8 protein-coding genes are annotated in these 12,082 nt (G+C 32.3%); 4 read left to right on the forward strand and 4 right to left on the reverse strand.

Going from position 1 to position 12,082, the window contains the following annotated elements:
• Window positions 1-67: 67 nt before the first annotated feature.
• Window positions 68-1,405 carry a teichoic acids export ABC transporter ATP-binding subunit TagH gene (gene tagH, locus SPD89_RS06500; protein ID WP_336261143.1) on the forward strand — a complete coding sequence of 446 codons (1,338 nt, stop codon included), beginning with the start codon at window positions 68-70 and terminating at the stop codon, window positions 1,403-1,405.
• A gap of 776 nt (window positions 1,406-2,181) precedes the next feature.
• Window positions 2,182-4,839: a CDP-glycerol glycerophosphotransferase family protein gene (locus tag SPD89_RS06505; protein WP_336261144.1), complete on the forward strand. Its 2,658-nt coding sequence runs from the start codon at window positions 2,182-2,184 to the stop codon at window positions 4,837-4,839.
• Between the two features lie 75 nt (window positions 4,840-4,914).
• Here SPD89_RS06505 and SPD89_RS06510 read toward each other — a convergent pair whose 3' ends face one another.
• The 4 genes from SPD89_RS06510 to SPD89_RS06525 are packed head-to-tail and all read right to left on the reverse strand — an operon-like array spanning window position 4,915 to window position 9,640.
• Window positions 4,915-6,312 (reverse strand): oligosaccharide flippase family protein, encoded by a 1,398-nt coding sequence (locus SPD89_RS06510; protein ID WP_336261145.1) that lies wholly within the window; start codon window positions 6,310-6,312, stop codon window positions 4,915-4,917.
• Window positions 6,313-6,326: 14 nt separating this feature from the next.
• The gene (locus SPD89_RS06515; protein WP_336261146.1) at window positions 6,327-7,409 is read right to left on the reverse strand and encodes a polysaccharide pyruvyl transferase family protein; all 1,083 of its coding nucleotides are present in this window, start codon (window positions 7,407-7,409) and stop codon (window positions 6,327-6,329) included.
• Window positions 7,410-7,415: 6 nt separating this feature from the next.
• The gene (locus tag SPD89_RS06520; protein WP_336261147.1) at window positions 7,416-8,447 is read right to left on the reverse strand and encodes a glycosyltransferase family 2 protein; all 1,032 of its coding nucleotides are present in this window, start codon (window positions 8,445-8,447) and stop codon (window positions 7,416-7,418) included.
• Window positions 8,444-9,640, reverse strand: a complete 1,197-nt coding sequence (locus SPD89_RS06525; protein ID WP_336261148.1) for an O-antigen ligase family protein — start codon at window positions 9,638-9,640, stop codon at window positions 8,444-8,446. The genes SPD89_RS06520 and SPD89_RS06525 overlap by 4 nt, the downstream gene beginning before the upstream one ends.
• A gap of 131 nt (window positions 9,641-9,771) precedes the next feature.
• On the opposite strand from SPD89_RS06525, the gene SPD89_RS06530 reads away from it, so the two are divergent.
• Together SPD89_RS06530 and SPD89_RS06535 are read left to right on the forward strand one after the other, a co-directional pair.
• Window positions 9,772-10,899: a glycosyltransferase family 4 protein gene (locus SPD89_RS06530; protein ID WP_336261149.1), complete on the forward strand. Its 1,128-nt coding sequence runs from the start codon at window positions 9,772-9,774 to the stop codon at window positions 10,897-10,899.
• 90 nt (window positions 10,900-10,989) lie between these two features.
• The gene (locus SPD89_RS06535) at window positions 10,990-12,039 is read left to right on the forward strand and encodes an MraY family glycosyltransferase (RefSeq protein ID WP_336261150.1); all 1,050 of its coding nucleotides are present in this window, start codon (window positions 10,990-10,992) and stop codon (window positions 12,037-12,039) included.
• Window positions 12,040-12,082 lie beyond the last annotated feature (43 nt).

The raw sequence follows: 12,082 nt of genomic DNA on the forward strand, positions 1-12,082 counted from the left end.
ATTATTTGGGTCAAAGCTGCATATGAAATTTAGAAGACATTTCATTGATTATTTATAAGGGCAAGTGATGAAAATGGAAAAAGCAATTATTGTTAATAGAATAACGAAAAAATATAAATTATATAAAAATACAAAACAACGGTTATTAGATCTAGTTTCTCCTAATAATTATGGTGAAGATTTTTATGCCTTAACAAGTGTAAATTTTGAAGCGAATCATGGAGAAGTAGTCGGATTCATAGGAATCAACGGATCTGGTAAATCCACCTTATCAAATATTATTGCAGGAATTGTTCCAGAGACATCAGGCTCGGTTAAAGTTAATGGTCAAGTATCTTTAATTGCGGTTGCTGCTGGACTAAAGAATGATTTATCGGGTAGAGATAATATCGAACTAAAGCTGTTAATGTTAGGTTTTAATAAAGATGAAATAAAGGTTTTAGAGCCTAATATAATTGAGTTTTCCGAATTAGAGAAATTTATAGATCAACCTGTTAAATCATATTCAAGTGGAATGAGATCTCGACTTGGTTTTGCTATATCGGTAAATGTTAATCCAGATATATTAATTATCGATGAAGCATTGTCTGTTGGGGATAAAGCCTTTGCAGAAAAAAGTTTAAATAAAATGAAAGAGTTTAAAAGAGACGGAAAAACAATGATTTTCGTTAGTCATTCTATTAGTCAAATGAAAAAGTTTTGTGAAAAAATACTTTGGTTGGAATTTGGCATGGTTAAGGAATATGGTACAGTGGAGAAAGTTATTCCCAAATATGAAAATTTCTTAAAAAAATGGCAAGTAATGAAGAAAAAAGAGCGAGAAGCATATAGAAAGGCAGCAATAGAAAATCAACACAAAATGTTAAATGGTGTAGAAATAAACCATAAGTTAGAAATAGATGATTTTCATCGAAGGAAAATAAAAAATGACTATTTTGAAAGACCAATCAGTGTATTGGGCCATATTCGAGCTGGTGAATCCTATATATATTCATCAGTTCAAGATATAACAAATGGAGAATCATCAAATAAATATAAAAATAAAGTGTACCATGTAAAAAAGCAGGCCACGTATAATGAGCAATTGTTTTATTTGTTAAGTAATAAGCCTAGCTCATTACATGGTATTATTGGATGGATGAAAGCAACGGATTTGTCAGTTCATCGACACGTAGAAGTAGATCATGATCCTAAGTTGTTTATAGTAAAAGGAACCGGTAAAGCATTTAATATGCCGTGGGGTGGGAAAAAAAATTGTCTTATTGAAAAATTAAGCTTATTTAAAGGAGAAGAATTCAAGGTGAATCAGACAGATTTAGTAGGTAGAAATGTATGGTATAAAGGAAAATTAGCACGATATCAAGTGTGGATTCATGAAAACCATTTGGAGAAAATAACCCATTGATAATAAACATTTTGCATAGTTGATTGCCTTGAAAATTCGTTTGACTTTTTCGACTGAACAGTAAATCCTGTTGGCTGGTCAACATCATCGAATTTTTTTGATTACTTTCTCGTTCTTGATTATCTTCTAGTTCGGTATCTTGATCAATTGAGTTGTTGGTTGTGGATTCGTTGCCTTTGTCAGTCGACTGTTCACTCTCTGATTCTTAGGAATATCACTTTTTTTGGAGAGATCATTTTCAATATATAAATTTTTATTGTCAAGGTAACCAGTCAATATGTCATCAATTTTATTAAAGAATAATCGTCAAGAGTTTCAATAACAATTACTTCATCATTTTCTTTAAAAAAGCAAGAACGTTACTATATAGATTCATTGTCATCTTCATATAAAGGAACTTCTTCTCCTTCATCTGTCACAATATATCCTTTAGTTTTTTCTAGACTATTCGGTTCAATCTCTGTAGTTTCACTTGCTAAAATACCGATCGGAAATAGTACTGAATGCAGAATAAAGATAAGAGTTACTATGGTGATGCTAACCTTATTTCTAAAAAATATTAATCACTCCTCCTAAACTATTAATTTGGTATATTAATGATATAATCTCAACACCTCCATTTGTTAAAACTACTATTATCATCGGAAAAATAGAAGAAAATGTTAAGGAAAAGAGCTATAAAAGGAGAATATTGATAACCAGTGTCGTTTGTTAAGAAAAGTAATAATGTATATAATAGGTGTAAGAAATAATAAATGACTACAGGAGAATGGAATATGAAGTCACTAAAAAAAATTATATATAAAATGAAAGAATCATTAGTTAAAAAAGTTGTGGTTAATCAATATAGGTTAAGCAATAGTGAAATTATTTTTGATTTAAAATTAATCAATTTTTTCAGGTTAAAGAAAGAAATTAACGTTTATTTTGAAAATAAAAAAGAATTATTAGAAATTCCTTTTATTTATGATAATAAAACACTTTCGATTAAACTTCCTTATGCATTTCTGGAAAATATTAGGGATAGATCCAATATCATTATCTATATAAACAATCAAAGGATGTGGCTTACTCCAGGTCGGCAATATTCGTTTACACATATCATAGCAAACCAAAAGTATTATAAACCTTACATTAATAAAGATATTACAATTGTAAATAGGTTTTCGGAATATATGTTTAGTCAAAAAACTGTTACAGTAGGCGTGAACAATGTAAGTTATGATAAAATCGTTTGCGAAGTGAAGGATGAATCTTTACATATACCTTCTAATCAAGAGGTTGAATGTTTTGGAATAAGGGGAAGCAAAATAGTAGCAATTTCCACTAATTATGATCCAGATAAAAAAGAATTACAACTGGAAGGTTTTGAATTATTTTCTACCGGATTATGGAGATTTTTTATAAATCAAAATAATAACTTACAACCATTAGAACTATATGACCAAAAATTAATTGAGTTTGATACCTATAACCATATTGTTGAAATAATGAGTAGAAATTTAAACTTTTATTTTCGATTTAAACCACGTATTCTAGAATGTGACCAATTAGTATTAAACCGTAAATCAGATGAAACTATTGAATTGATTATAAAAAATGTCGCAAAAGTGGCTCCTCATTTAAATTTTAACTTTATAATTAAAGATACTACTACTGGAGATGAAATGAACTTTCCTATTGAAGTTATAAAGGAGCATTTAGTAGGGACTATTGACACCAATCATTTGTTGCATTCTTTTTTTAAAAAGAGTTTTTTTATTGAGTTAACTGGAGATACGCCTAAAAGATTTCAGTTTAATTTAAACAAAACAAATTTGGTAGAGGATGGTCTTAAAATTTTAAAGAACAATAAAGATGAATTGTTGACTATCAAATTTTATAAGAGAAAGGATAAATCTTTAGGATTATTCATAAGAAGACCAAGAATTAGAAAATATGTTACCGAAATAAAGGACTTTACTCTAAAAGGTTATTTAGGACCTTTAGATGGCTTTGAAAGACCTAAAGCTTATCTTTGTGTGGAAGAGCGAGATTCCGAAATAAGAGAATTACTTCCAATAAAAGGTAAATTTAAGATTGACTTATTGGACTATGACTTACTAGGTTTACAGAATAAAGATAAGTCTATATTAGATTTATTCGTAGTTATTAAAAACAGGGATAATGAAATTATCAGGAAAGAAAAAATAAAATATATATATGCGGATTATAAAAAGGATAATTATTATGATCGTAAAATAATTATGGATGCAAAAAATAACCAACGTTATTTTCTTATTACTACTACACCATTCGACAATTTAAAAATTGAAGCTTTTATAATTCCGCATTTTATTGATATACCAAAAACAGTAGAAACAAAAGAAGAAGACGTGTGGTTGATTGGCGAAAGGTATAATACAGCCCAAGATAACGGAATAGTATTTTTTGAATGGCTTCGCAGTAATACAAATATTCAAGCATATTATGTTATAGAAAGCGATTCGGAAGATTATCAAAAAATTAAAGACAATCCATATGTGTTAAAGTTTGGATCAAAGGAACACTTTGAAATAGCGCTAAAAGCAAGTGTATTACTAGGGACGCATGATCTGGAAAATTTATTGCCATATAAAGCGGCCGAAGGATTTTATTATTATGAAAATACATTAAAAGTGTTTTTACAACATGGTGTATTAGGAAGAAAGAGTGTAGAGTATAACAAAAAATATTATGATCAACCGTTTGATTTGATAATTGTTAGTAGTGTCCCAGAGAAAGATGATATTGTAGTGAATCAATGGGGGTATGAGCCTAATGAGGTAGCAGTTACAGGGTTAGCTAGATTTGATAGACTAATCCAAGCGGAACCACCGAAAAATTTATTACTTATGCCTACTTGGCGGGATTGGATTAATACTCAAGAAAGGTTTCTGGCAAGTAAATATTATGCAAAGTATTCAAGTTTAATTAAAAATCCACGCTTATTAAAAATATTGGAGGAATATGATGTTTATTTAAACTTCTACCCTCATTATCGTGCGCAGAATTTCTTTGAAAAAGATGCTGAAGAAATAGGTGGAAGAGTGAACTTTATTCCTTTTGGTTCTAAGTCTGTTCAACAACTTCTTATTGAACATGCTTTGTTAATAACGGACTATAGTAGTGTCAGCTTCGACTTTATCTTAATGAATAAGCCTGTCATACATTACCATTTTGATGATAAGCGGTTCTTTAAAGATGGTATCTTACGTCCAATAGAAGAAACTTTCATAGGTAAAATTGCTTATCATGAGGAAGAGTTAATAGATTATATTGAGGATAGAATTAAACATCAGTTTGAAAATTACGATGTTGATATATCTGGTGTAATTAAATATCAAGATCATTCGAATTGTGAGAGGATTTATCAGGCAATTATATCTTCTATAAAGGAAAATAATAAGGTATAGCTTGAAGAGAAAAAGAGTAACTTCTTCAAGCATTTTTGTAACTCTATTCTTGGATACGAAGTGAAGTAAATAAGTCTATCTCTTGATGATAGCGAACCAAATAGAGGTTATTAATTTCCGGTTATATATAAAGAATAGTAAGACACTACCTACAATGCTTACGGCTAATGTGATTTTTTTTGCATAGAACGGTATAAATAAGGCGATGAACATAATAGAAAAAAGAATTAAAAAATCCCATTTATTAAAAGTAATGGTGAATAGTTCTTTTGCGACCCATACCCGAATGATCCAAGTTAAGAAGAAGGCAATTAAAGTCGAAATAGCAACGGCATACAGACCCAGATAGTGAATTAAAAATATATTCAATACTACATTAACGACTGCTCCTACGATAGAGGTAGATAATATGGCAGTCGTTTTTTTGGCTCCATGGAATCCAGCGGACCAAAATAATGCTAGCGAGTGAAAAAGTGTTGCAATTAGAATGAATCCACTATATTTCCATGCTTCAAAAAATTCATTCCCTATAAAAATACGAATAGCTGGTTTTGCAATTAAGATTAAACAAATAACAGAAGTTGCCATAAGCCGAAAGTAGTATTCATATGTTTTTGAAAAAAATGAATCTTTATCCTTAGCTTGAAATGAAAGAATAGCACTGTCTTTCCAAGCTAAAGAAAAGACTGAGTTGATGATTAAGAGAACTGCAGGAATCTTAATCGCAATCGCGTAAATTCCATTTGCAGAAACGCCTAAAAAAGTCGCAATTATCCATCTATCTGCCATGGTCATGACCCACCAGCTTGCCGCAGCTGGAATTATTGGTATCGCGTATGCCAAATAGTCCTTAAGCAACGTCCAAGAAACACTGCTATTAAGGAGATATTGAATAAAATTCATGCGATAACAAGCAAGAATAATGATACATATACCTGCGATACTATTTGCATAAAACAGTGCCTCGATCCCTAATTTGAAATATAGGATAAAAAGTAAATTTAAACTTATCACAATAGATGTCTGAATAATTCCTAATGTCGCAAATAATCGATTATGTCCTAACCCGCGCGCACATTGTTGAACAAAACTACTAAAAATCATCACATTAAGCAATAAGAGAGCTTCCCATTTATAAGAAAAATTACTAAAGAAAAATAACAAGATTGCAAGCAAATTAAACAGAAGTGAATGCCGTAAAACTTGGATAAACCCGGTCGATATGATCGTTTGTATTGAATAATTTGTTTGCTTATCGAGCAGCCAACGATAGGTAGCAGCTGTTAGTTCAAATGTAATAAATGGGATGAGTAAAGTAATTGTTGTAATAGCTAAATCCCATGTACCAAAATCTTTGGGAGTAAAATATCGAGTATATAACGGCAGCATGAGAAAAGTTAATGCAGATGACCCGAAATTGGCAATTCCATATAGAATTGTATCGTTTAATAATTTTTCTTTCTTATTCATCATGTAAACCCTCAACATTAATCTAAAAATTGATCGAGCATGTCAAACTGCTTGTCTGAACTTTTGATAAAATTTTGGATATCTATTGGTTCTTGATGAAATGTGTTCGTTACTTGTGAAGGGGTAACTGAATCGATGTTTCGTACCGTCGAATACAAATTCGGAAACTCTATATCTTCTAAAACCGTCTTCATTTTTTCACTATAAATAATTGGAAACACCGGCTTATGAAAAACCAAGCCGAGGATCATTGCGTGAAATCTTGTTGCGATTATGGCCTTAGACTCGTTTATTTTAGAGAGTGCTTCTGGCAAATTTGTGTGATATGCATAAGTGTTCACTTTATGAAGCAACGCTTTTGGAATGAGCGAAAGAATCTCATCCATTGCTAAATGATCTTTTTCCTTTTGACAAAAAGCCATTAACAACACGTCATATCCTTGTTTTATTAAATGAATACTAACATTGGCTATTCCTTTAAAGTAGGAAGCATCAAATTTTTTTAAGTCGTTTCGTATGGAAGGGTAAATGACGGAAATAAGGATCTGTTCTTTCGGTTTTCCGTGAAAAAATGAATCTTTTAATTGGAAAACGACATCAGCTGCTTGCCGCACAGGTAAATGTGTAAATAATTCTTTTGATTGCTGATCCCGAAAACAAATATCAGTTATTCCATGAAAAATTTTTTCGTATGTCTGATAAAATTTTCTGCTTTGATACGGTCCGAAATTAGCTCCTAAAATGAAAAACGAGTCATGAGAATTTTTCATCGTTTGCACATGTTGAGCTTCTTTTTCCCAACCTGTCTGCTCCATAAAAATAGAACCACCTATATATACGCCAACCTCACAAGTTTTTGCTAATTGCTCCCGTAAGTAAAGTTCTTTGTTAAACGGTTTTAAAGAAGCATGAATGAACTTGTTGAAAAGACGGTTATTTGGAATGATCTCTAGGTTTGGCAAATAGTTAAATGTTGTTTGATAGTTATTAGGTGCATAACATAAGAACTTTGTTTTCGGATAGCGTGTACAGATGGTATGAATGAAAAGATCATCTCCCAAATTATTTGCTGTATAAGCATAAATCATTACCTGAGTCATGTAATCTCACCTCTTATCCACCTGTTGTAGCAGGACAAAAATCCGTCTGAGTCTAGTTCGTATAAATTCTTTTATTTTAAAAAATATAAATGCTTGTCGATATGATTTTTTTCGTATAAAGGTGCCAATTAATTTTGCTTGGACACTACTGGTGAAATAAGGATATTTCGTAATAACATCCGAATGATTACAGATGATCTTTAGCTGATTTTTCTGTTCTTTCGTAGAGAGGGGACTCCCCTGATGAAAGAGATTCGTTATGGAATGAATTACTCCATTAGCAAAGATGGTTTCAAGATGTGTGATGTTATCATGTGTCCAACTATCGTTTTTCTCTAAAAACATTCTCACATCGTTATAAAGCTTCTTCTGCTTTTCAAACATATTATCGATATAAGAATTAGTTAAGGAGTTCGGATTTTGTTCATATACATATAAACTGCTTGGCAATACATAAAACGATGCACTATTCTCGATATAACTCAGATTAAATAATAAATCTTCTCCATAAGAATGGCTAAATGGAAAACGAATTTCATGATGTTTTACTTTTTCCAGACGGTACATCTTATTACATGGAGAAGGTAGAATAATCTGTTTATACAAAAGCCCAATATGATGTAAAAATACTTCTTTAGTAAAAAAACCGGCTATTGAGGGCGAAAGTAGCTGATTTCCTGATTCATACCCACAAATAACTAAATCAGCATCAAAAGTTTCCATGAAATGAATGAATTGCTGTGTCGTTGTTTTTTTTATCCGGTCATCTGCATCAACAAATTGTAAGTAAGTACCAGAAGCTTGTTCGATACCTGTATTTCGCGCAGCAGACGGGCCGGCATTTTCTTGATGGATGACAGTGATTCGTGGGTCAGTGTACTTATATTGATCACAAATGTTCCCACTTTCATCTGTAGAGCCATCATTAACTAAAATAATTTCAAGATTTTTATACGTTTGTCTTAAAATACTTGTAATACATACCTCTAGATAAGCTGCTGCATTATATACCGGAACAATGATGGAGACTTTTTTCATGCAGTTTTCCTCGCTTCCAGACCGATTATAATGACTAAAATGGCAACATACGTCATGACCGCCGGGGCAAACATAACATGGCCTGCGACAAAAGCGATGCCTCCAATGAGTGCAAGCGTTAAAAGCAAAAGAAAATAAGAAATGGTGCACCGATAAATGAGTAGTTTATTTAGCAAAACAGGTAAGGGAAGCAAAATAATGAATGTACCAACCACTCCGTAACTAAAAAATAAATCAAAAAAATCCATTTCGATCATTTTTGGATTTTTTTTATAATCACCTGCATAACCAAGTCCAAACAATTTTCTAATTAAAGGAGCTTGTAAATAGTCCGCTTTTTTTTCTCCAAGATAGATATCTCTGGAACTCATTAGCTGCTGTTTCATTTCTTGTTCCGTATTTTTTGTTTTCTCAACTGGTGAATCAACGGATGTCATATTTGTCATATAAGGTGTCAGTGGCAAGAAAAAGATACTGAAAACAGTGATAGCTAATAAAGGTAAGTTTTGTTTTATTTGTTTCATGAAAATGATTAAAACAATATAGCTTAGGATGATTATGATTGCTCCATAAAAAGCTGTTTTCGTTCCAATCATTGGAGTCATCGTAAGGATAAAGCTAAAAGCAACCAATGAAAGAGCGGATCGGCTTGCATGAAAATGAATGATCGCCAAAGTAAGTAAGATAATCACAATGACGCTTAGTTCGTTTGCTGAATAAAACCATCCTGAATATCCTGCTTTTACATATGTATAACTGGTGATGTCCGTCTTTGTCAAGATTGCAATCCAATAGGAGGCACCTACGATAATGGATGCAATCGCTGTTCCTTGTAAAATGACATCTTTTTTCACCAGTCGCTTTTCTAAAAAGACAAATGCACTGAAAATCATCACGACAAAGTAAGCAGTTTTTACAACAAATTGGATTTCCTCAGTAATATAGAAAGGTTGTTTTAACACAAAATTAATGAGAAAAGTTAAGGTTATACTAAGAAATGGTAAGCTAAATAAAAACAACGTATTAACAGTTGGTCGCAAATAATTAACGATAAAAATAAATAAAAAGAACATGAAGCCTGTTCTTAGCAGTGCCCCGAATGATAATGGCAAACTTGTCGTAAAGGATGTAATAATATCGATAATTGGTAGTAATACAATGAGGCTAAAAAATATTTTTTCCGTTTTTGTCATATCATCAACGCCTGACATAAAATGCTGTATGTTTCATTATCGTCAATTTTAGATTGATTTATTCAGGCATTATATTAGTCCTTCTAATTGGTTATATTGAAGAACGAATGTAACTAGTTGGGAGAGAGATCATGGTGAAAATTTTGCATTTAAATGCAGGGAATGAAACTGGTGGTGGAATGTATCATATTTTGCGTATGTTAGGGAAATTTAAAGAAGCTAATTCTGTTCCTTGCGTTCTTGGTGTCATGGAGAAAAAGGAACTGTACGATCGAGCGAAGGCAGCGAATATTGAAACGGTTTATTTTGAAAATGGAACAAGACTTAGTATGCCTTTACTTCGAAAAATCGAACAATATATTAAAACAGAAAATATTACGCATGTTCACACACATGGTCCAAGAGCAAATGTGTACATGAATATGTTGAAGAAAAAAGTGAAGATTCCTTGGGTCGTAACGGTTCATAGTGATCCGTTTTTTGACTTTAAAGATAAAGGAATATATGGAAAGTTTTTAACTCGCCTTCATCTACAAGCAATCAAAAATGCAGATCGGATTATTTCAGTTTGCCATGCATTTTATCCACCCTTAGTAAATGCTGGGATTAATATTGATAACATGAAAACCGTTCATAACGGAATCGATTTTTTGAATGAGATGAGCACAGAATTTGTTCCAGAATCTCAAAACTTCCGTGAACAGTTAGGGTTTACGAAAGAAGATTTCTTATTTCTTAAAGTTGCAAGGTTAGAAAGTGTAAAAGGTCACGGTTTTGCAATTAGAGCTTTTGCCGAACTGATGAAAAATGAATCGGAAAATATTCATTTATTACTATTAGGTGATGGAAGCTTAAAAAATAAATTAATGGAACTTGTCGAGCAACTAGATTTAAAAGATCATGTTCATTTTTTGGGAGAGCGTAAAGATATCGATCGATTTTATAAAATCGCAAATGTTACTTTATTAACGTCATTAAGTGAAAGCTTTCCTTACGTTTTGTTAGAATCAGCACGTGCGAAAACGCCGGTCATTTCAACAAATGTGGGAGATGTAGGGCATTTAATTTATCAAGATGAATTAGGATGGAAAGTAGCAACGAGTGATATGGATGGTCTCGTTGAAGCGATGAGGGAAGCGGTCTGTTTACATGCAGATGGATTAAGGCAAATGGGACAACGCCTCTATTCTTACGCATCGAGCAATTTTTCATTAGATAAATGTGCTCATGAGGTTTATAATGTATATAAACGCATTTAATTAAAAAATTACTCAATTTATCATAAACATGAATAGTTCTGAATGAAACGTTAAAAACTATTGAAAATGATTTCAAGGTAGAGGTGCCTGATGATTAAAATTATTTATTTATCCATTCTGTGTGCCGTGATCGCTTGTTTAAGTACACCACTCATTATAAAAATATCTTTGCGACTGAATGCTGTGGACAATCCCAATTGGCGTAAAGTCCATATTTCCCCTATGCCTACTTTAGGCGGTTTAGCTATTTTTATTAGTTTTATGGTCGGTTTATTTTTGATTCAACCGCAAAGTCCATACCATCTTGCCATTGTTATTGGTGCTTTCGTCATTATTTTACTTGGTTTTTTCGATGATTTATTTCATTTAACGGCAAAGGTAAAATTTATTGTCCAAGTTGCTGCTGCCAGTATTGTTGTTTTCTATGGCGGGCTGCAAGTAGAATTTATTAATTTGCCATTCGGTGGACAAATTGAATTCGGATGGTTTAGTGCCCTTGTGACGATTTTGTGGATCGTAGGAATTACAAACGCGATTAATTTAATCGATGGATTGGATGGACTGGCCGCCGGTGTATCCGCAATTGCGCTGTTTACGATTGCTGTGATGGCGATCTTTATGGATAATGTGTATGTTCTTAGTATGTCGATCATTTTATTTTGGAGTATTCTTGGATTTTTACCATTTAATTTTTTCCCGGCAAAGGTATTTATGGGGGATACAGGTGCTCTGTTTCTCGGTTTCATGATTGCGGTATTATCACTTCTCGGATTTAAAAATGTTACGATGATTTCCTTTATCATTCCGATTCTTATTTTAGCGGTGCCTATCTTTGATACAGCTGTTGCGATTGTCCGGAGAGTAATTCAAAAACGGCCAATTTCAAGCCCAGATAGTTCTCACTTACATCATCGGCTTGTAAAACTTGGGATGACACATCGGCAGACAGTTGTTTTTATGTATGTACTGAGTGGAATGTTTGGTATTGCTGCAATTTTATTATCGATGTCGACAGTTTGGGGTGCGGTGTTAATTGGAGCGATTTCACTTATTGTTATACAGATTTTAATTGAAACACTTGAATTAATTGACAGTAAATTTAAACCTTTGACGAATTTAGTAAAAAGAGTTAGAGGATAAGTTGATAACACGAATATTGGAAGTAGCTTGGTGTTTATAATGC

The sequence above is a fragment of the Pseudogracilibacillus sp. SO30301A genome (assembly GCF_037072025.1).
In the GTDB taxonomy this organism is placed as follows: Bacteria; Bacillota; Bacilli; order Bacillales; family Amphibacillaceae; genus Pseudogracilibacillus.

Coding starts and splice junctions, on each gene's coding strand:
- tagH (WP_336261143.1), top strand. CDS start 68: ATGAAAATGGAAAAAGCAATTATTGTTAATAGAATAACGAAAAAATAT.
- SPD89_RS06505 (WP_336261144.1), top strand. CDS start 2,182: ATGAAGTCACTAAAAAAAATTATATATAAAATGAAAGAATCATTAGTT.
- SPD89_RS06510 (WP_336261145.1), bottom strand. CDS start 6,312: ATGATGAATAAGAAAGAAAAATTATTAAACGATACAATTCTATATGGA.
- SPD89_RS06515 (WP_336261146.1), bottom strand. CDS start 7,409: ATGACTCAGGTAATGATTTATGCTTATACAGCAAATAATTTGGGAGAT.
- SPD89_RS06520 (WP_336261147.1), bottom strand. CDS start 8,447: ATGAAAAAAGTCTCCATCATTGTTCCGGTATATAATGCAGCAGCTTAT.
- SPD89_RS06525 (WP_336261148.1), bottom strand. CDS start 9,640: ATGACAAAAACGGAAAAAATATTTTTTAGCCTCATTGTATTACTACCA.
- SPD89_RS06530 (WP_336261149.1), top strand. CDS start 9,772: ATGGTGAAAATTTTGCATTTAAATGCAGGGAATGAAACTGGTGGTGGA.
- SPD89_RS06535 (WP_336261150.1), top strand. CDS start 10,990: ATGATTAAAATTATTTATTTATCCATTCTGTGTGCCGTGATCGCTTGT.